At 57.3% G+C, this 19,513-nt stretch carries 21 protein-coding genes and 1 tRNA gene; 7 read left to right on the top strand and 15 right to left on the bottom strand.

What is annotated here, in order from left to right; genetic code table 11:
- Window positions 1-38 precede the first annotated feature (38 nt).
- A complete protein-coding gene (locus MWU60_RS13480; RefSeq protein ID WP_247227888.1) occupies window positions 39-659 on the top strand; it encodes a LysE family translocator in 621 nt (206 codons plus the stop codon).
- On the opposite strand, the gene MWU60_RS13475 is transcribed toward MWU60_RS13480, so the two are convergent.
- The 4 genes from MWU60_RS13475 to MWU60_RS13460 all read right to left on the bottom strand — a co-directional run bounded on the left by MWU60_RS13475 (window position 656) and on the right by MWU60_RS13460 (window position 3,993).
- Window positions 656-1,423: an anti-sigma factor gene (locus MWU60_RS13475; RefSeq protein ID WP_247227887.1), complete on the bottom strand. Its 768-nt coding sequence runs from the start codon at window positions 1,421-1,423 to the stop codon at window positions 656-658. The two genes, MWU60_RS13480 and MWU60_RS13475, sit on opposite strands and share 4 nt — an antisense overlap.
- Complete coding sequence (locus MWU60_RS13470; RefSeq protein ID WP_247227886.1) at window positions 1,420-1,962, bottom strand: RNA polymerase sigma factor; 543 nt, start codon at window positions 1,960-1,962, stop codon at window positions 1,420-1,422. Before MWU60_RS13470 ends, MWU60_RS13475 begins: the two co-directional genes overlap by 4 nt.
- A 140-nt stretch (window positions 1,963-2,102) precedes the next feature.
- Entirely contained in the window at window positions 2,103-2,501 is a 399-nt protein-coding gene (locus tag MWU60_RS13465; protein ID WP_247227885.1) for a hypothetical protein, read from the bottom strand.
- Between the two features lie 115 nt (window positions 2,502-2,616).
- Window positions 2,617-3,993, bottom strand: a complete 1,377-nt coding sequence (locus MWU60_RS13460; protein WP_247227884.1) for a D-alanyl-D-alanine carboxypeptidase family protein — start codon at window positions 3,991-3,993, stop codon at window positions 2,617-2,619.
- A gap of 360 nt (window positions 3,994-4,353) precedes the next feature.
- Between MWU60_RS13460 and clpS the strand changes: the two genes are divergently transcribed.
- From clpS to MWU60_RS13445, 3 genes are read left to right on the top strand one after another with little or no spacing between them, the layout of a single operon-like run.
- Entirely contained in the window at window positions 4,354-4,695 is a 342-nt protein-coding gene (clpS, locus tag MWU60_RS13455) for an ATP-dependent Clp protease adapter ClpS (RefSeq protein ID WP_247227883.1), read from the top strand.
- Between the two features lie 22 nt (window positions 4,696-4,717).
- On the top strand, window positions 4,718-5,686 hold the full coding sequence (locus tag MWU60_RS13450; protein WP_247227882.1) for a class I SAM-dependent methyltransferase: 969 nt from the start codon (window positions 4,718-4,720) through the stop codon (window positions 5,684-5,686).
- Window positions 5,687-5,707: 21 nt separating this feature from the next.
- Window positions 5,708-6,511 (top strand): SDR family oxidoreductase, encoded by an 804-nt coding sequence (locus tag MWU60_RS13445; RefSeq protein WP_247227881.1) that lies wholly within the window; start codon window positions 5,708-5,710, stop codon window positions 6,509-6,511.
- Here the strand turns inward: MWU60_RS13445 and MWU60_RS13440 are convergent, their stop codons facing one another.
- On the bottom strand, window positions 6,512-6,898 hold the full coding sequence (locus tag MWU60_RS13440) for a hypothetical protein (RefSeq protein ID WP_247227880.1): 387 nt from the start codon (window positions 6,896-6,898) through the stop codon (window positions 6,512-6,514).
- A gap of 99 nt (window positions 6,899-6,997) precedes the next feature.
- Here MWU60_RS13440 and hemF point away from each other — a divergent pair, with 99 nt between their 5' ends.
- Window positions 6,998-7,876 carry an oxygen-dependent coproporphyrinogen oxidase gene (gene hemF / locus MWU60_RS13435; RefSeq protein WP_247227879.1) on the top strand — a complete coding sequence of 293 codons (879 nt, stop codon included), beginning with the start codon at window positions 6,998-7,000 and terminating at the stop codon, window positions 7,874-7,876.
- 15 nt (window positions 7,877-7,891) lie between these two features.
- Here hemF and MWU60_RS13430 read toward each other — a convergent pair whose 3' ends face one another.
- Window positions 7,892-8,278, bottom strand: coding sequence for a hypothetical protein (locus MWU60_RS13430; protein ID WP_247227878.1), 387 nt, complete (start codon window positions 8,276-8,278; stop codon window positions 7,892-7,894).
- Between the two features lie 49 nt (window positions 8,279-8,327).
- Window positions 8,328-9,362 carry a uroporphyrinogen decarboxylase gene (gene hemE, locus MWU60_RS13425; RefSeq protein ID WP_247227877.1) on the bottom strand — a complete coding sequence of 345 codons (1,035 nt, stop codon included), beginning with the start codon at window positions 9,360-9,362 and terminating at the stop codon, window positions 8,328-8,330.
- Between the two features lie 94 nt (window positions 9,363-9,456).
- Between hemE and hemC the strand changes: the two genes are divergently transcribed.
- A complete protein-coding gene (gene hemC, locus MWU60_RS13420; RefSeq protein ID WP_247227876.1) occupies window positions 9,457-10,392 on the top strand; it encodes a hydroxymethylbilane synthase in 936 nt (311 codons plus the stop codon).
- Window positions 10,393-10,454: 62 nt separating this feature from the next.
- On the opposite strand, the gene MWU60_RS13415 is transcribed toward hemC, so the two are convergent.
- The 4 genes from MWU60_RS13415 to MWU60_RS13400 form a co-directional block, all read right to left on the bottom strand.
- Window positions 10,455-11,867: an FAD-binding oxidoreductase gene (locus MWU60_RS13415; protein WP_247227875.1), complete on the bottom strand. Its 1,413-nt coding sequence runs from the start codon at window positions 11,865-11,867 to the stop codon at window positions 10,455-10,457.
- Between the two features lie 171 nt (window positions 11,868-12,038).
- Window positions 12,039-12,115, bottom strand: a tRNA-Met gene (locus MWU60_RS13410).
- Window positions 12,116-12,244: 129 nt separating this feature from the next.
- Window positions 12,245-13,255 carry a cytochrome d ubiquinol oxidase subunit II gene (locus tag MWU60_RS13405; protein WP_247227874.1) on the bottom strand — a complete coding sequence of 337 codons (1,011 nt, stop codon included), beginning with the start codon at window positions 13,253-13,255 and terminating at the stop codon, window positions 12,245-12,247.
- Window positions 13,256-13,259: 4 nt separating this feature from the next.
- The gene (locus MWU60_RS13400; RefSeq protein WP_247227873.1) at window positions 13,260-14,654 is read right to left on the bottom strand and encodes a cytochrome ubiquinol oxidase subunit I; all 1,395 of its coding nucleotides are present in this window, start codon (window positions 14,652-14,654) and stop codon (window positions 13,260-13,262) included.
- Window positions 14,655-14,832: 178 nt separating this feature from the next.
- On the opposite strand from MWU60_RS13400, the gene uraH reads away from it, so the two are divergent.
- The gene (gene uraH, locus MWU60_RS13395) at window positions 14,833-15,177 is read left to right on the top strand and encodes a hydroxyisourate hydrolase (RefSeq protein WP_247228022.1); all 345 of its coding nucleotides are present in this window, start codon (window positions 14,833-14,835) and stop codon (window positions 15,175-15,177) included.
- On the opposite strand, the gene MWU60_RS13390 is transcribed toward uraH, so the two are convergent.
- The 4 genes from MWU60_RS13390 to MWU60_RS13375 are packed head-to-tail and all read right to left on the bottom strand — an operon-like array spanning window position 15,174 to window position 19,512.
- Window positions 15,174-16,154 (bottom strand): aldose epimerase family protein, encoded by a 981-nt coding sequence (locus MWU60_RS13390; protein ID WP_247227872.1) that lies wholly within the window; start codon window positions 16,152-16,154, stop codon window positions 15,174-15,176. The genes uraH and MWU60_RS13390 overlap by 4 nt on opposite strands.
- Complete coding sequence (locus MWU60_RS13385; protein WP_247227871.1) at window positions 16,136-18,040, bottom strand: beta-galactosidase; 1,905 nt, start codon at window positions 18,038-18,040, stop codon at window positions 16,136-16,138. The genes MWU60_RS13390 and MWU60_RS13385 overlap by 19 nt, the downstream gene beginning before the upstream one ends.
- A gap of 48 nt (window positions 18,041-18,088) precedes the next feature.
- Window positions 18,089-18,910, bottom strand: a complete 822-nt coding sequence (locus MWU60_RS13380; protein WP_247227870.1) for an SMP-30/gluconolactonase/LRE family protein — start codon at window positions 18,908-18,910, stop codon at window positions 18,089-18,091.
- Entirely contained in the window at window positions 18,907-19,512 is a 606-nt protein-coding gene (locus MWU60_RS13375; RefSeq protein WP_247227869.1) for a 2-dehydro-3-deoxy-6-phosphogalactonate aldolase, read from the bottom strand. The genes MWU60_RS13380 and MWU60_RS13375 overlap by 4 nt, the downstream gene beginning before the upstream one ends.
- Between the last annotated feature and the right edge of the window lies 1 nt (window position 19,513).

Raw genomic sequence — 19,513 nt, 5'->3', positions numbered from 1 at the left:
GTGCCACGCTGATGTGAAATCATGGTGGATACCGCAGCATGCCCTTTTTGACCGACATCATCCCGATCGCTTTGGCGTTCTTCATAGTTGCTGTGTCACCCGGTCCGGCAAATGTCGCTGTGGCAACAATTGCAATGCGGTCGGGGCGTGGTGCGGCAATGCTCTTTGGCATGGGATTGGGGTGTGGTCTGGCACTTTGGGGGCTTGTAGCAGCAACCGGGATGGGTGCGATTTTGCAGGGCTCGGCGGTACTGCTGACGGTGCTGAAAGTATTTGGTGGATTCTATTTGCTGTGGTTGGCATGGCAGTCCTATCGCGCGGCTATGCGTGCCGACCATGCCCCGGCCCCTACTACACGCAAAGATCATTGGTTTATGGGCGGGTTGGTCCTGAATCTGTCAAATCCCAAAGCGGTTGTGGCTTGGATGGCTGCTTTGTCTATGGGGATGGGGGCCGAACAAGCAGGTGCACCGCTTGTGATTGCGACGGTGGTTTGCATGGCTCTAGGCTTTATGAATTACGCAGGTCACGCCGTCGCGTTTTCGTTGGCAGGTTTCATGCGGGGGTATCAGCGCTTTCGCCGATGGATTGAAGGAGCCATCGCGACGCTGTTTGCAGCCGCTGGATTGGGGCTGCTGAAGTCCGCGCTGTCGCGCTAAATTTCCAATGCTGCTGCCGCTGCGATATCTTGCAACTCAGGTGTCCCGCTTTCGCCGATCACAACGTATTGCGCGTTGCCGCCCCGCCATGACACGAAGTCAAAGCCGTTGATTGTACGCTCGTTAAAGGTGGGCGGTGCTGTTGTCTCGGTGTCGCTTTGCTGAAGGCAGAGGGCCACGACGGCCCCGTCCGCATCGCGGTACATTAGTTGCGCGACCGGCTTACCATTTGCCACCAAAAGTCGCCCGCCTTCAAACGTCAGGTCGAACCCAGACAGGTCGGGGATTGAGAAACTGGCCCCGATGGTGTTGCCAAGCCAAGTTTCGATATGCTCGGCCTCATCCGCGCCGACCTCGACCAGATGGCGGCCTTGGCTGGCGTAAACGGCGTGATAGTCGGCGATGTCGGCCAGCCAGCCCGCTGTCACAACGGGGGGCGTCGTCTGGTCTTTGAGTACATAGCCGCCAGCGCCGCCCATCGCAAAGACAACAAGGCTCGCCGCTAAAGTGCCCCAGATCGGGCGGGACGGGGCATTTGGTTCCTGCAATGGCGTGTTCTTGATCTGCTGAGCCAGCGCAAACGGTACAGGCTCATTCAGTTGATCCGCAAAATCCTCTTGCGCCATCGCGTCGATGCCCATCAGCAGGTCAAGCTCTGCCTGCGCGTCAGGATCGCTTGCAAGACGTGCCTCAACCTCTTCGGCTGCTGTAGGGTCCAGTTCGCCGTCAAGGTAGGCGCTGAGTTTTGTCGAAAAGTCTGTCATTGTGCGACATGCCCCCTTTCTGACAAGCCCATAGCGAGTAGTTTGCGGGCACGGTGTATGCGGCTCATCACCGTGCCGATTGGTATGTCCAAAAGCTCGGACGCTTCCCTGTAGCTGTACCCTTCGGCACAAACCAGCATCAGGGGTTGAGATAGGTCCTTATCAAGCGCGTCAACTTTTCCGCGCACTTGCTTTGCGGTCAGCACGTCAGCGGCCGTATCTTCGGTGCGCAATTCATCGGCCTCTTCGGCGGGTACTTGACCCGCACCCTGACGTGTTTGCCGTTTGCGTACTTCGCTGATCCAAAGATTGCGTAAAACTCGGAACATCCAGCGGTCAAATGGCTGCCCCGGATCATACTGCTGCCATTTCTGCAAAGCGGTTGAGCATGCATCCTGCAACAGATCATCTGCATCGGGGCCGGAACGCGTCAGGCTAAGCGCAAAGCGCCGCAGGCGCGGCAGAAGGCCAATCAATTCAGATTTGAATTGGTCCGGTGTCATGAACACTGCTCTGCTAAGTTCTAGAGCGGCGCGCATGCACCGTTCTTTGTTAACCTTACTTAACGGCAATGATGATGATTGTGCGAGAATTTGCAATGCCTCCAGCGTGTTTATTTGGCAAGGATTTGCCGCTTTGCACCGAGAGGCACCGTTTGTCAGTGCCTCTCGGGCTCGCATTATTTGGCGATGTGCCAAACGCCACCAACGCCGTCGCCGGTTGTGTCGCCGGGTGCTGCGTCACCTACCCAGAAGTAAAGCGGCGCGCCGTCCTTGGCCCACTGGCTTGTCCCGTCATTGCGGGCCACTTGGGTAAAGCCTTCACCCGGTGCGGCACCGGCCTCAACCAGGTAGGGCGGCCAGCTTTCTGCACAGCTGTCATAGCAGTTTGATACACCAGCGGCGTCGTTATCGAAGGTGTAAAGCGTCATGCCATTTGCGGCCGTCAATGGCCCATGGCCTGCGGCCAAGGTGACTTCGGACGGTTTGGTGTCGTAGGAATAGTCATACGACTGTGCATAGGCTTCGTCACAGGCTGCAACGAACAAACCAGCGGAAATAGCGGCGATGAGTTTCATAAGTAAGCTCCAAATCAGTGTTGTAATGAGCCGCCTTCGTGGCCGCTCTTACAAGGATTACGCATGGAGCTTGCGTTCTATTCTTACGTCGTTTGATTTTTTGGTGATGGGGCTTTTAGCCGTCAGAACCAATCATGAAGCAGGTTGTACCGCGCGCCTGAAGGCGACGACAGGCCAGATCAGCCCCTTCGCGGGTCAACCCCATGAAGTTGGCATCAAATCCGCCCGACCGTTGCACGACGCGGCGCAAAGATCCGTCAAGCGTGCTCATCTCGTTCAGAGCAACGCGCAACAACACCCGCTCGGCATCATAGCGCGAGCTATAGCGTCCGACGTTGACACCCCAGTGCCGTCCGCCGGAGGTTGAGATGCGCGTCACGACCTCAGGTCCCGCGTCAACAGCAGCTGGTGCGGCGGCGATGACTGTCTCTTGTGTCGGGCGTGCGACTGGGGTGACGGCAGGCGGAACCGCGGCTGCGACTTGCGCGGGTGCAGGATCAGGGGCAGCGAGCGCCTCAGCCAGCGCGGCATTGACTGAATCTGCGACGGCTGCATTGATGATATCCGCATCGACCGCCGCAACCAGAACTTCAGCGTCAACAGGTGCCGCCGTGGGGCGCGCAGTGGGCCGAATACTACGATTGATCAGGCCGCTGACGCGCACGATCTTGCCCGGGTTTGCCTGTGTGCCGCTGTTGCTGGACAGCATCGCCGCAGGCGGGTTTGGACGGCGGATCGTGGCCCGCGATGGGGCGCGGTTAAAGCCCATGTCCATCAGTTCGGTGATGCGTGCGTTGCGCGCAGAGGTGGACGATCCGCCAAAGACGGTGGCAATTACACGCTCTTGTCCGCGCTGAGCGGATGCGACGAGATTGAAACCAGCCGCGCGGGTATAGCCGGTTTTGATCCCATCGCCGCCTTCATATGCATCAAGCCAGCGGCGGTTTGTGTGGCGTACCGTTGCGATGCCTGCGTCGGCAGAACGGCGCGAGAACAGGTTGTAGTACTGCGGGAAGTCATAAATCACGTGCCTGCCAAGGACCGACATATCGCGCGCAGTAGACAGGTGCCCGGACTGCGTCAGCCCATGTGCGTTGCGGAAATTGGTGTTGCGCATGCCCATCGCACGCGCGGTACGGTTCATGCGGGTGGCGAATGCGGCTTCGGACCCTGAAATCGCCTCGCCAATGGCCGTTGCAGCATCATTGGCAGATTTCACGGCAGCGGCCCGCAGCAGAAACCGCAGGCGGATCGTTTGACCCGCGCGCAGTCCCAGTTTGGATGGCGGTTCGGATGCGGCAAGGCGGCTGATACGCACGGGCGTATCCAGCGTGATCTCGCCGCGTTCGATCGCTTGGAAGGCCACATAGAGTGTCATCATCTTGGTCAGTGATGCAGGGTGCAACTGGGTGTCGGCGTTGCGCGAATGCAAAACCTCACCTGTGCGCGCGTCCATCACCATCGCCGCATAGGGTGCAGCCGTTGCGCGCATAGGTGCGGCAAGCAAAGATACCAAAAATACACAAAGAAATAGCCCATGGAGGGCCCACTGTCCCGGACGACTTGTCACGTCGCTTGCCTCTTTTTCTGCCTCAACGACCCCAGATTTTTCTGGTGGTCTTATTATTATGAGAGGACGCTAACATAACTCGCGAATTCCGAAAATACCCTAAATTCAAAGACTTTCGGGGCGTTTGTCGTTTAGGTCACCAACATCTTGTGTCTGCCGCATGATGTGCCGCAACATGAATGATTTTTGGTCTTTGAGCTCCCGAAAATGATTGTGCACGCGTGGGGTTTTCATAGCCACCCTGTGCCTTATATATAACGCCAACACTAACAGGCGGACCGCATGCGCGCAGAGTTTTACATGATGGCTGACAAAAAGGGCGATGACGACGGTGACGTCGGTGTCGTGCTTGAAACCAAGCCAAAGACAAAACGCCCGCCAATGTACAAGGTCTTGATCCTCAACGACGATTTCACACCAATGGAATTTGTGGTACATGTCTTGGAACGTTTCTTTGGCCTGACCCACGCCCAGGCGTTTGAGCTGATGTTGACCGTGCATAAGAAGGGTGTGGCGGTTGTCGGCGTGTTTAGCCATGAGATCGCAGAGACAAAAGTGGCGCAGGTGATGGACTTTGCCCAACGCCATCAACACCCCCTTCAATGCACGATGGAGAAAGAATAACGCGCAGGCGTTATTCCCCACGATGTCCCAATCCCGCCTCAGCACCGCCCTTCTAGACGGCTTGATTGCGTTGCCGTCAGGCAACATTGCGCTCATGCGCCCTCCGGCCACCTATGATGTATCTGCGTTGCCGCGCGCGCAGGTGCAGATCGTGCATGGGTTCTATCCTGATGCGGCTGCATGGCAGGCGGCCGGATATGACGTCAGCCAAGACATGCCTGCCGTTTCGGTTGCCATCGTCGTTGTGCCTCGTGCCAAGGCCTTGGCGCGCGCCATGGTCGCTGAAGCCTGCGCCAAGGCGGATTTCGTGATCGTTGACGGTCAAAAGACCGACGGCGTTGATAGCCTGTTCAAATCCTGCCGCAAGGCGCTGGGCGATTTGCAATCAGTCGCCAAAGGGCATGGCCGCATCTTTTGGTTTGCGCGCACGGATGCTTTTGCAGAATGGACAGCCCCACCACCGGCGAAAGGACCACACGGGTTTTTCACGATGGCTGGCGTGTTTTCAGATGGCGCAGTAGATGCCGGATCGGCGTTATTGGCCGAGACGCTGCCTGCAAAACTGCCCGCGCGCATGGCAGATTTGGGCGCCGGATGGGGATACCTAGCGGCACCAGTTCTTGCGCGCGACGGTGTGAAATCGCTGGATTTGATTGAGGCAGAAGCATTGTCGGTGCAATGCGCTAAACTGAATGTCACCGATCCACGCGTGTCGTTTCAATGGGCTGATGCGACCCGGTTTGATGGCGGCGCGTACGATGGCATCGTCATGAACCCGCCGTTTCACACCTCTCGTGCCTCTGATCCCAGTTTGGGACGGACTTTTATCCAAGCTGCCGCACGCCTTTTGGCACCGCACGGCAAGCTGTGGATGGTCGCAAACCGGCATTTGCCGTATGAGGCCACCTTGCGCGAATGTTTCCGCAATGTGGACATGATTGCCGGTAATGGTGCATTCAAAGTGTTCCACGCCAACCGGCCCCAGCGCTAACCGGGTCAAGGGAGAGGTCAGATGTCATTTGCCATCACAGGAAAGACCGCGATTGTCACAGGGGCCGCCAACGGTGTCGGTCTGGCGATTGGACGACACTTCGTAAAGATGGGCGCCAATGTCGTCTTTGCGGATATGGACGAAAAGACGCTTTGTCACGAGATCGGTGAAGATGCTGATAAAGAAGAAAATGTTCGTATTTTTGCCGGCGATTTACGTAAAAAACTAACCATTGCAAACCTGTTGTCGGCAACCATTGATGCATTTGAGCGTGTGGATATTCTGGTGAATGCATCGCGTCAGGTGATGGAAACCGATCCTTTGGACCCTGATGACAACTCGGTGGATGAGCTGTTGCAGCAAAACGCCATGACAGCTTTGCGCGTCAGCCAAGCCGTCGCACGTCGTATGATCAAGCAGGCGGATGGTGAAACAGGTCACCCGATTGGGTCAATCGTGAACCTTAGCTCGATTGCAGCCCGGCGCGCGCACCCTGATCTGCTGGCTTATTCTGTCAGCTCTGCGGCGTCTGATCAGATGACACGTTCACTTGCAGTTGCTCTTGCCCCGCATGGTATCCGCGTGAATGCGGTGGCCTTTGGCAGCGTCATGAGTGCGAGCCTGAAGGGATCGTTGAAGGATCACGACGATGTGCGCGAGGCGATCGTTGAGAGTACGCCACTGCAACGCATCGCAAGCCCGGGCGAAGTTTCAGATGCCGTGCAATATCTGGCGTCCGATGCGTCGGCCTTTGTAACGGGCCAGATCATCACTGTTGATGGTGGTCGCACGCTGCTTGATCCGGCTGCCGTATCTGCACACTGACTATTCGGGGTGCACTGCGATACATTGGGCAACCGCTTGATTTGAGTTTGCTTGCGATTGTGCAAACCGCTCTTCCAGCGACTCAAGCTTTGCCTGTTCGGCGTTCAGATCAATGGCCACCGGTACCGTTGTGTTGAACGTCTGGGTTTTGTCGCAGCGATATGTGAAAACATCACCGGCTTCATCGCGCCCGCGACATCTGGACCGTATCGTGCGCACATCCTGTCGTTCATCCAACGCATAGCCACGCGCGAGATTTCCGCGCGTTTCGTTGATCAGATGGCTTAGAACCTTGGTATCGCGCGTGACATCGCTGATGCATTGCTCGCGCGGGGTCGCGCAGGCGGCGAGCGCGACGAGTGGAAGCAGAATGAAGGCGGGGCGCATGGCTGTCTCCGGTTTTGATCTGGATCATCGTTGTGCGATCACTATGGTGCATAAAAGCTAAGTTAGCATGTTATTCAATATCAGGGGCAAAAGCGCAAAATGTCAGACGGGTTTGAGGCGGAAAAAAGCAAAGCATCATCATGGTTCCGCACATTGCGCGACGAAATCGTAGCGTCCTTTGAAGGCCTCGAAGATAGCTATCAAGGTGAGGGTAGTGTGGGTCGGTTTGAAGTGTCCGAGACCAAACGCACCTCAGACGATGGATCAGACGCCGGTGGCGGGTTGATGTCCGTGATGCGCGGTGGCCGCGTGTTTGAGAAGGTGGGTGTGAACGTATCGACAGTTTATGGCCAGTTGGGCGCATCCGCGCAAAAGGCGATGGCCGCCCGCGGTGTGCCCGGAATGGAAGATGACCCGCGGTTTTGGGCATCGGGTATTTCGCTGGTGGCCCATATGCAAAACCCTCATGCGCCAGCCGTACACATGAATACGCGTATGTTCTGGACTCCGCATGCGTGGTGGTTTGGCGGCGGGTCTGATTTGAATCCGTGCATCGAGTATGACGCGGACACTGCGCATTTTCATGCCACGCAGAAAGCGCATCTCGACCCGCATGGAGAAGGCCATTATCCCAAGCTCAAGAAATGGGCGGATGAGTATTTCTATATTCCTCACCGCAATCGCGCGCGCGGTGTGGGCGGGATTTTCATGGACGACTATTGCACCGGTGATTGGGAGGCCGATTTCACGCTGACGCAGGATATTGGCAAGGCATTTCTGCCGGCCTATGTCCCGTTGGTAGAAAAGCGTCGGGACACTGCTTGGTCTGACACTGACAAGGACACGCAGTTGGTGCATCGTGGGCTCTATGCCGAGTATAACTTGGTTTATGATCGGGGGACGAAGTTTGGTCTGGCGACCGGGCATGATGCCAATGCGGTATTGATGAGCCTGCCGCCTTTGGCCAAATGGGTCTAAGTTACGGTTGGAACGCTAATCCACCTGAATAAAGCGTGGTCCGGGGATATCCCGGTCACTCTCGATGGTGCCGATGGGCTTCTGACGCGTTGATGCGGGCAGGACGTTACCGGCGGCCATCTGCGTCATCGCAAGCCGGATCATCAATGGTGATATGTCGGGCCCGACAACCATGGCGATCATGTCATAGGTACGTGGTGGTGCTACGGCAACGACAACGCGGGCGACGCGCATTGTTCGCAGGCCCGCCGGGTATTGGGTTCCGTCGCGCGCACCCAGTGCCGTGACTTCGGTAGCGGTGGCGGGAACAAATATCAGCCACGCCAAAACCGCCAACAAACCTGCCCGCACGGTGGCCCGGGCAGTGTGATAGACCAATCGCAATGTGAAAGGTAACTTCAAGGCGGGCTCCAACCGGTTCGCCTGAATAAAACCACCATTTACGGCAAATTTAGGACCCGCGTACGGTGTCAATCATCAGTTGTACGTTCTCCGGATCGGCATCCGGCGTGATCCCGTGACCAAGGTTGAAGATATGCGGTCCGCCTGACAGGGCGTCACAGATGCGGCGCGTTTCGGACACAAGGGCATCGCCGCCAGTGACCATATGCGATGACTTCAGATTGCCCTGCACGCAGCCGTTCTTTTGCACGTGTTCGGCGACCCAAGCGGCATCCACACCCTCGTCAACCGCAACGCAGTCTGCCCCGGTTGCCGCATGTACACCTGCGTATTTGGTCCCCGCGCCGCGTGGAAAGGCGATGACGGGAATGCCGGGGTGCTTTTCTTTCAGTGCTGCTGTGATCTGCTGCATCGGCTTGATGGAATAATTGGTGAAATCTTCGCCTTGCAGCGATCCCGCCCAGCTATCAAAGAGTTTGACGCATTCGGCACCGGCCTCAATCTGTTTGGACAGATAGGCGATTGTGCCTTCGGTGATCCGTTCGATGATGCCGTCAAACACCGCGCGGTTCTCAGCTTTCAGTGCATGTGCTGGCCCTTGGTCCGGCGTGCCTTGGCCTGCGATCATGTAGGTGGCGACAGTCCAAGGGGAGCCTGCGAAACCGATCAGGGTGGTCTCCTTGGGCAGTTCGCGTGACAGGATTTTCACGGTCTCATAAACCGGGTTTAGCGTGTCATGGATTGCGTCGGTTGGTTTCAGCTTTGCCAGTTCATCCGCTGATGTGATGGTGGACAAACGTGGGCCTTCGCCTGTGACAAACCACAGGTCCGCACCCAAAGCCTGAGGCAGCAACAGAATGTCGGCAAAAAGGATCGCGGCGTCAAAGCCATAGCGGCGGATTGGTTGCAGTGTAACCTCGGCCGCCAGTTCGGGATTGTAGCAAAGTGACAGGAAATCCCCGGCCTGCGCACGTGTTGCTTTGTATTCTGGCAAATAGCGCCCCGCCTGCCGCATCATCCAGATGGGTGGCGTGGGAAGAGTTTCGCCCGCGAGGGCTCGGAGGATAGTCTTTTGCTGCGCCATGAGGTGTCCTTTTGTATCGCCACTGTGGTCCCAATTGCAGAAGATGTTGTCAAGGGAGTTGTCAGGCTAGGTTGACACGTCTAACAATCCAAACATGACACTTGATTTGCCCACCCCCGCATCACCCTTCAACATCGGAACTCGTGGTTCACCGCTTGCCTTGGCGCAAGCGCATGAGACCCGGACGCGGCTGATGGCCGCCTTTGATCTGCCCCAAGAGGCATTTGCGATTTGCGTGATCAAGGTGACAGGCGACGCCATCCAGGACCGCCCATTGAAAGAGATAGGCGGTAAGGGCCTGTTCACCCGCGAGATTGAAGAAGCATTGCTTGATGGGTCCATCGACATCGCCGTGCATTCGATGAAGGATATGCCGGTCGATCAGCCCGGTGGGTTGCTGCTGAACACCTATTTGCCGCGCGAAGATGTGCGCGATGCCTTTGTGTCGCTGCAAGCCAAGGTTCTGGATGATCTGGCCCAAGGCGCCACTGTCGGCACGTCTTCCTTGCGTCGTCGGTCGCAGTTGCTGGCCAAGCGGCCTGATCTGAATATCGTCGAGTTCCGTGGCAATGTGCAAACCCGGCTGAAAAAGCTGGGTGATGGTGTGGCCGAGGCGACTTTTCTGGCAATGGCTGGACTAAATCGCTTGAATATGACGGATGTCCCGCGCACCGCAGTTGCGCCGGAGGATATGCTACCCGCTGTCGCCCAAGGTGCTATTGGGATTGAGCGCCGGGGTAATGACAGCCGAGCAGCGCAGATGCTTGAAGCTATCCATGATGGCCCCACCGGCCAGCGTCTGGCAGCCGAGCGTTCGTTTCTGGCGCATCTTGATGGGTCATGCGAAACACCGATTGGTGCTTTGGCTGAGCTTGATGGCGGGTCGGTCAGGCTGCGCGGAGAAATTTTGCGCACCGATGGCACCGAGGTCTATGTCGACGACATGAGTGGTGCTGTCGAGGACGGTGCTGAGATGGGGCGCGCAATGGCGGGAAAGCTGTTGGCGCAAGCTGGCCCCGATTTTTTCTGAAAGGCGAAGGAATTTCGCGAAATTCCTTCTGGTGCCGCAAGAAAATTCGAGAATTTTCTTGCTCAGGCGCTTGGAATGACCTTGCCGGGGTTCAGGATATTGTTCGGATCTAATGCGGCCTTAATCGCGCGCATCGCGTCCAACGCCACCGGGTCCTTGCGCCGCTTCATTGTCTCAAGTTTTGACACACCGATGCCGTGCTCTGCGCTGAACGATCCGCCGAGTTCCTGCACGACGTCCTCGACGGCTTCAACCAACGCGTCCATAACTGCGGGATCGTTCCGACTGATATAGCTGGTGTGGTGAATGTTCCCGTCGCCAAGGTGGGCCACGATGACTTCACTCGCGTCTGGATCAATCGCCTTGATGCGCGGCGTCAGCGCTTTTTCAAACACCTCAACCTTGTCGAGCGGGACTGCGACATCGGTATTCACGAAAACACCACCAAAGAAGGCCACTTCGCCTGCATCTTCACGTCGCTTCCAGATGTCGCGCCGTTGCGCTTCGTTTTGTGCGATCACGGCGTCAAGCACGGTGCCGTCCTCCAGCATGCCGCCAAGGATTTCTTCCAGCGAACTGACGACAGGTAGGCTGCCGTCAGGGCCGGGGATCGCGTCCTTGTTCTGGGTTGCTGCGACTTCGATCATGATGTTGACGTCATAGCTTTCGGCGAATGGTGGCTGGGTATTCGGGAACAGCTGCTTGTGTTTGTCGATGTAGCTGCGCGGCATATACTCGAATGCTTCAACACCACCGCCGGTTTCGTCTTGGAGCCTGTGCAGCAATGCCAGTGCGTCAGGCAACGCAGGTACAGCAACCATCGCAGTGGCATAGGCTTTTGGTTTTGGGCGCAGCTTGAGGACAGCTGCGGTAATAACCCCCAGCGTACCTTCCGCCCCAATCACCAGATTGCGTAGATCAAGGCCAGAGTTGTCTTTGTGCAGCGCGCTCATCAGGTTCATGATGCGCCCGTCGGCCATGACGACTTCCAACCCCAGACACAGCCCCTTGGTGCTGCCATAACGCACGACATTTGACCCGCCAGCGTTGGTAGATAAAAGCCCGCCGATCATCGCCGAACCGCGCGCGCCAAGGGTCAGCGGAAAGATCAGGTCGTGCACGTCCGCCGCATCATGCAGGTTGGACAGGATGACACCAGCGCCAACGGTCGCAGTGCGCCCGGCGACGTTGATTTCAGAGATGTCGTTCAGGCGTTCGACCGACAGCATAAGCGCGCCTTCGGCCAAAGTCGCACCGGTCAGCCCCGTGCGTCCAGATGCAGGGACGACCGGTGTTTTGGTTTCATTCGCAATTTTGAGAACGGAGGCAACCTCGGCCGTGTTTGCAGGGCGCAAAACGGCCAAAGGGATCGATGTGTAGGCCCCTGTCCAGTCTTTGCCATAGGGGGCGGCATCTGCCCCTGTCAGGACATGCGCCGCGCCAATCGCAGCCGTGATTTGGTCGAGAACTGTCATGATGCATCCCTGTTCGTTCGCACAAACGTTAGCGACAAATGCGGGATCGTGGAAGTGGTGGTGGCGTGGGGGAGATTTGAACTCCCGCACTCAGGGTGGCTTGCGCAGCAAACGCCCAAAGTCGGGCCAACAGCTTGCGTATCCCCATCAGCTAACCCGGAATGAGAGTGGTGGTGGCGTGGGGGAGATTTGAACTCCCGACCTAACGATTATGAGTCGTTCGCTCTAACCAACTGAGCTACCGCGCCTTACCACGAGCGACCGATTACGCAATGGGGGCTGGGGTGTCAAACCGATTCTGCTGGTGAGATGGGTTAAAACCCATCTTACGTGCGACCACCGCGCCAAGCGTAAGGTGGGTCTTGACCCACCCTACTTTAGTCATAGCGCAGTTCCGTCGCCTTTCCGCGGAAGATCACATAGGACAACACTGTATATCCCATAATTGTCGGCAGGACGATACAAGTCCCGATCAGAATGATGAACAGGCTTTCGGGCGCGCTGGCGGCCTCATAAATCGTGATCTGTTCGGGCACCACATAGGGGTAGAAGCTATAGGCCATCCCGCCGAAGGCCATCACCCAAAGTGCTGTCGCCGCCGCAAATGGCTGCCACGATCTGCGGTCATCGGCGTAGGGCATTTTGCGCAGCATCGACCAGAGCCAGAAAACCAGCAAAGCGGATAGAATTGGGAGCGGCGAGAGATAAAGTGCCTCGGGAAAGCTGAACCATTTGTCAAAGATCCGGGTGCTGACGAATGGGGTAGCAAGTGAGATTGCACCAATCCCCAGCACCAGCCCCCAGATACCGCCCTTGGCCCACTCGACGGCCTTGATTTGCAATGCGTCCGATGTTTTGTGGATGACCCAAGTCGCGCCGATAAAACTGTAGCCAACGGTCAGAAACACCGCTGTCAGCAGTGCGAACGCGAAGTTCAGCCATGTCCATTCCAGCCCCATCACATACATGCCCAGCATAAAGCCTTGGCTGAGTGACGTCATAAGAGAGCCGATAAAGAACGCATTGTTCCACAGGCGTTTATGCGGGGCGGGAGCCTTGGCGCGAAATTCGAATGCGACGCCGCGCAGGATCAATCCGATCAGCATGATCGCGACCGGCAGATAGAGCGCCGTCAGGATCGCGCCGTGCGCTGATGGGAACGCCACCAGCAAAAGGCCGACAGCCAGAACCAGCCATGTTTCATTTGCGTCCCAGAATGGCCCGATGGATGCAATCATCCGGTCTTTTTCATCCTCCTCGGCAAAGGGAAAAAGGACGCCGACCCCAAGGTCAAAACCATCGAGTACAACGTAGATCAGGATGGATACGCCCATGAGCCCCGCAAAGACGAAGGGTAGCCATATGGTAGGATCGCCAAAGTAATACATGGTGCTACTCCGCTGGCATGGCTTTAGGGACCGAAGCCGGTGACGGTGCAATCGAAGTGCCAATGCTTTCGCCCCGCGCTGTCTTGCGTGCCAGATAGAAGATGACAAAGATATAGGCCGCAAGCAGTGCTGCATAAACCAAAAGGTAAGCAATCAGTGTTGACAGAACCAACGGCGCAGGCACATCGGCGACCGCTTCTTTAGTTGTCATGACACCGTGAACAAGCCAAGGTTGGCGACCAATCTCGGTTGTGTACCAGCCAGCGAGAGTGGCCAGCCATCCGCTGAAACTCATCCCAACCAAGCCGTAGAGCATCGGTTTCGGCAGTCCCTCGATCCCGCGCTTGCGGCGCAGAATCATGTAGGTCGCGGTCCAACTGACCAGCAGCATCAGCAAACCTGTGCCCACCATGACGCGGAACGACCAGAAGACCGGGGATACGCGTGGGTGCAGCACCTCGCCGTCCTCGGTGACGAAGTCGTTCAAACCTTGGACTTCGCCGTTCCAGTCATGGGTCAGAATGAAGGACGCCAGCTTGGGGATGCCAATCTCAAAGCGGTTTTCACGTGCTTCTTCATCCGGGATTGCAAACAGGATCAGCGGAACACCGGTACCGGTTTCCCAGTTGCCTTCCATCGCTGCGACTTTCGCAGGCTGATATTCTTTTGTGTTCAGTCCATGAAAATCACCGACGAGGATCTGTATTGGGATCAGCACAGCAGCCGCAATAATCGCGGTTTTCATCGCCACCCGCACACCTTCGGTGCGTCCGCCGATCAGCCAGCGGAATGCGCTGACACCTGCGATCAGGAAGCTGACGGTCAAGAAGCTGGCCAGTACCATATGCGTAAAGCGGTATGGCATAGACGGGTTGAAAATGATTGCGGACCAATCGGTTGCATGGGCCACACCGTCAATCATCTCAAAACCTTGGGGTGTATGCATCCATGAATTCAGCACGATGATCCAGAAGGCCGACATCATGGTGCCAAACGCTACAAGGAAGGTCGCCAGCGTGTGCACCCAGTTGGGCACGCGGCTGAAGCCAAACAGCATGATGCCAAGAAAGACAGCTTCGAGGAAGAACGCGGTCATGATCTCGTAGGCCAGCAATGGCCCCGCGATATTGCCCACTTTTTCCATGAAGCCCGGCCAGTTGGTGCCGAACTGGAACGACATGGTGATACCTGAAACGACGCCCATCGCGAAGGACAGGGCAAAGATTTTCACCCAGAAGCGATAGGCTTCCATCCAGCGCTCTTCGCCGGTGCGGTTGTAGCGCAGTTTGAAGAACAGCAGCACCCAGCCCAATGCGATCGTGATCGTTGGGAAAAGGATGTGGAAAGAAATGTTTGCCGCAAATTGGATGCGGGACAAAAGCAGTGTTTCAAGTTCCATGACTTGCCTCGTTTCAATCGTTGCCGCTCATGTAGCTGCGCTGCGGCATAGGTCACGGGGGGTGCGACAGCAAAGCGCGGCAATGCCGTGCGATTATACCCGCGACGAAATCATTGAAAAGCTGCGTGACATCGTGCGCAATATCCTGAATGTTCGTGGTGAAAATAGCGGGGGCGAGATGAGCGGATTTTTAACGACGCATGTTCTGGATACGGCCAGCGGATTGCCTGCCGCCGGGATGCAGATTGATCTTTATCGGCTGGAGGGCGATGGCCGGACTCACCTTGTGCGGATGGTGACAAATGATGATGGGCGGACGGACAGTCCTATTCTGCCAGCGGCCGATTTTGCCGTGGGACGCTACGAGCTGGTTTTTCAGGCAGGTGCGTATTTTGGGCGCCAAGAAGACATCAGCTTTCTGGATGAAATTCCGCTGCGCTTTGGGATCAATGATCCATCATCGCACTATCACGTCCCATTGCTGGTCTCACCTTTCAGCTTTTCCACCTATCGCGGCAGCTAGGCCTGAAACCGCCACTGGGTTGTCTGGCTGTAAGGCGCGTCAGGGGTGACTTTGATTGACGGAAACGCTGCATTGTTAGGTGCATCAGGCCACGCCTGAGCCTCAATCGCCAAACCTTCATAGCGGGTTTTGCCGGGGCGCTGTGCGTCACGCGCATCATATACCTGAATACCGGTCGCCGTCGTTCCCATCGTCATCTGAACGCCGCTGCCGCCTGTAAGCGTAAGTACATCCCGTAGTGGTTGGTCTGTGTCGGACAAACAAAAGTTGTTGTCAAAGGGCGGCCTGTTCACGGTGATTTCGCGCTCTGCGCGAAAATCCATGTCGGTCCCTGTCACGTCAACAATTTCGCCTGTGGGATAGTCATCCTGCATGCAGGGCAGATAGCGATCTGCGGCGATCCACAGCCGGTGCCCGTCATATGTCTCGCTGCCGTCAAGGTTCCAATAGCTATGGTTGGCGAAGTTCATCAGCGTGGTGGCATCGGTCGTGCCATGAACGGTCATTGTCAGGGTCGCAGGGGCAGTGATCTCAAACCTTGCGGTAATTTTCCGAGTGCCCGGCAGCCCACACATGCCGTCGGGCAACGTGATGGCAAGGGTGGCGGCACTGGGCGTGACCTCAACCACATCCCAGACTTGCAGATGTGTCGCCTGCGCGCCTGAGTGCAGGTGGATCCGCCCATCCTGATTGCGCTCCAGCTCATACATCATGCCGTCTAACCTGACCCGCGCGTTGCTGATCCGGTTGGCGACGGGGCCTATCAGTGCCCCGTGATGGCGCATGTCCCCTTCATAATCAGAGAGTTGATCGGACCCCAGCGTCAGTGACCTGTCTGCGCCCGCCAATTGCACGTCTTGAACAACAGCCCCCCATGTGAGCAGTTGCACCGTCAGATCGCCAGCGGCAAGTGTGATCTTTTGGACGTCTTCACCGTTCTGCGTTGTTCCAAAGTGGATCACGATAGCGGCTCCCAATGCACGCCAGCAGCGGGGATCGTTGTGCCGTGCCAGTCAGTCGGGTGATTGGCGTAGTTGAAGACGAAACGATGGGTGGCGGTGTCACGGATACGCAGTCCGTCGGGCAATTGTTGGGTTTTGAGGTCAAGTTCACCGCAAGCATCGGCGATGATCTGATCAAAGGTCGCATCATCTGGCCAGCCCGCCAGATAGCGCAAATGCGCTGTACCCATGATCGCGGGATGCCCTGCTGTCGTGCGGACGTGTACCTCGGCGCTGCCTTCCAGATGTTCAAACCAATGCGCAAATGTCCCACCGCCTTCCAGCGCAATGGCGTCATCGGGGGGCATGCTTTCGGTCAGGCTAACGCTGATATCGGCACCAGGCAGGTTGGGGCCAAGCGGTGTGGGGATGCTCAGTTCGTCCGTTTTTGTATCTGTCCGCGGGCCGATCAACGCGATCCCTTTGAAGCTGGCAAGTGCCTCTCGCATTGGATCAGAAAGCTTCATAATCCCCGGTGCCATGACCAGTCTGTAGGCCGACAGATCAGCCGTTTCAGGCGGCAGGATATCCACGTTCAAACCCGCCCGCCGCAGGGCGCAGTAGGCGGCAAATGCAAGGCGGAACATTTCAAAATCAGCCCCTTGGGGTTGGGCATCCCAAGCCCATGCGCTTTCGTAATCGAAAACGAGCGCGGCCGGTGAAGGCGCAGTGCCTACCTCTGCAAGCGTCTCGATTTCATCGGCAACCTGACGGGCCTCGTCCAGTGCAGGGGCTGGCGCGCTGTCGGGCCGCAAAAGCCCTGCATGCATCTGCTCTTGGGCAAAGGGGGCCTGTCGCCAACGGAAATAGCAGACCGTTTCAGCCCCATGCGCGAAAGCCTCCCACGCCCAAAGCCGCGCCATGCCGGGTAGCGGGGCGGGGTTGTAAGGGGCCCAGTTCACCGGACCGGGCTGCTGTTCCATGACCCACATCCGGCCTTTTCCCACCGCGCGATAAAGGTCGTGGTGAAAGGCTTGCATATCGGGGTGACCCTGGCGCAGAAATGCATGCTTGAATGCTGGGCTGCCCTCAAGCCGATCAGACAGAAAGCCAATAGGGTAACTGTCCCATGACGCGATATCGAGGTCTTGCCCGACCTTCCAATGATCAAACGTGGTGATCCGACCCATGTAGTTGTGGATCAGCGGGGCCTTGGTGTGGCGGCGCAGCACATCTGCCTGCACCTTGTTGAAAGCCACAACCTGATCAGAGCTGTAGCGGCGGAACGCCAGCTGATGCGGATGGTTCGGTTCCGTCACGGTCAGGTTGGGCAGATCAATCTGGTCAAAGCTGTCATATTCCATCGACCAGAACACATTGCCCCAAGCCCGGTTCAGCGCGTCGGTTGACTGATATTTTTGTGCCAGCCAGTCCTGAAATCCACGCCGCGCTGCGTCTGAATAGCTGAGCGTGGTATCGTGGCAATCGTATTCGTTGTCGATCTGCCAGGCGGCGATATGGGGGTTTGCGCCATAGCGTTCCCCCATTAGCCGGGCGATCCTCCGACATTCGTCACGATAACCCAGATGGCTGAAATCATAATGACGGCGCGAGCCAAATTTGCGGGGGCGTCCTTCGGCATCCACTGCGAGCATGTCGGGATGCTTGTCGATCATCCAGCGAGGTGGCGTGGCTGTCGGTGTGCCAAGGATGACTTTTAACCCTGCGCCGCCCAGCACTTCAATCGCGTGATCCAGCCAATCCCAAGTGAATGTCTCTGGTGACGGTTCCATCCGGCTCCACCCGAACTCACCGATCCTGACCCAAGTTAGTCCGGTAGCGACCATTTGGGCGGCATCGCTGGCCCACTTATCTTGGGGCCAGTGTTCAGGATAATAACAGACACCAAGTGTGCGTTTCATGGGCGAGATCTCTTGCGTTTCTTTGGTCAGGATGATGGCGTGAGGGACTTAAAGAATGACCCGATGTTCTGCCTGACCAATGTAGTGTGTTTTGGCGGCGAAAGTCTTGCCCTGATCTGGACCTTCAAGGCCGACGGCGGCGCTTGTGCAATAGAGCGTGCTGAAGTTATCGCCGCCAAATGCCGGGCAAGATGTTTGCTTGGCTGCAAAGCTATAGCTTTCGATGAAAGCACCGGCGGGATCGTATCCGGCAACCCGCCCCACACCCCATTGCGCGTTCCACAAATTACCCGCAGCATCGACAACCGCGCCATCGGGTCGGAAGTCCGTGCCGCGCAGGTCGATGTGCAGATGAGGTTCGCCCTTGGGCCACCCATCATCGTCAAGGGCTGCGCGCATGATCATTTGTGTTGGTGTATCGGTGAAATAGGCGGTCTTGCCGTCCGGGGCAAAGCATATCGCGTTCGAGATCGTGATCGGGGCGAAAAGCTTGCGTAATTCGCCCTTGTAGTAGCGATAGATCGCGCCCGCGCCTTCCTCGGCTTCGATCCCCATTGTGCCGATCCAAAAACCACCTTGCGGATCGGCGCGCCCATCATTGGACCGGGTGACTGTGTTGTCAGCCTCAAGCGGGGTGATGACATGGTGTTCGCCGGTGGTGATATCGAAGTGGCGCAGCGCATTGCTGGTCGCGATCATCAGCGTCGTCTCAGAGGTCCAACCGGCCGCGCTGACATAATCGTCAAACTGCCAGTGCTGGCCCTTGGTGTGTAGCCGCTTACCCAGGATATCGAACCAAAACAGCTGCTTGCGCAATGGGTGCCACAGGGGCCCTTCGCCAAGCTGGCATTGGGTTTCGTCGTAAATCATGCTGCCGCCGCATCATAGGCGGCGACAATGTCGCGGGCGCGCGCCGTCACCTCGGCGACCGACAGCCCCGGCTTGTAAAGCGCAGAGCCAATACCAAATCCATCCGCGCTGGCGGCCATCCATTTGGCGAAGTTATCCGCGCCAGCACCGCCTACGGCGTAGACCTGCGTGCCTTTGGGTAAAACGGCCCGAATTGCTTTGATGCCATCGGGGCCAAGCAAGCTGGCGGGAAAGATCTTTAGCCCGTCAGCACCGGCTTTGAGGGCGGCAAAGCATTCGGTCGGTGTCATGACGCCAGGCCAGCTTTGCATGCCTGCGGTTTTTGTGGCCACAATGACCCTCTGGTCGCAGTTGGGCGATACCACCAGTTTTCCGCCCGCCTGCGCGACGCGACCAACATCGTCGGTGGACAAAACCGTGCCCGCCCCAATGAGCGCATCGCGCCCATATGCATCTGCCATCGCCTTGATGCTGTCGAAAGGGTCAGGAGAGTTGAGGGGCACCTCGATTTTCGTGATCCCTGTGTCAATCAAGGCAGCGGCGATTGGTGCAGCCTCACTTGGGGTCACACCGCGTAGAATGGCGATCAAAGGGCGGTCCATG

Source organism: Yoonia sp. F2084L (genome assembly GCF_023015625.1).
Taxonomy (GTDB): domain Bacteria; phylum Pseudomonadota; class Alphaproteobacteria; order Rhodobacterales; family Rhodobacteraceae; genus Yoonia.
This window is presented reverse-complemented; position numbering and strand designations above follow the sequence as displayed.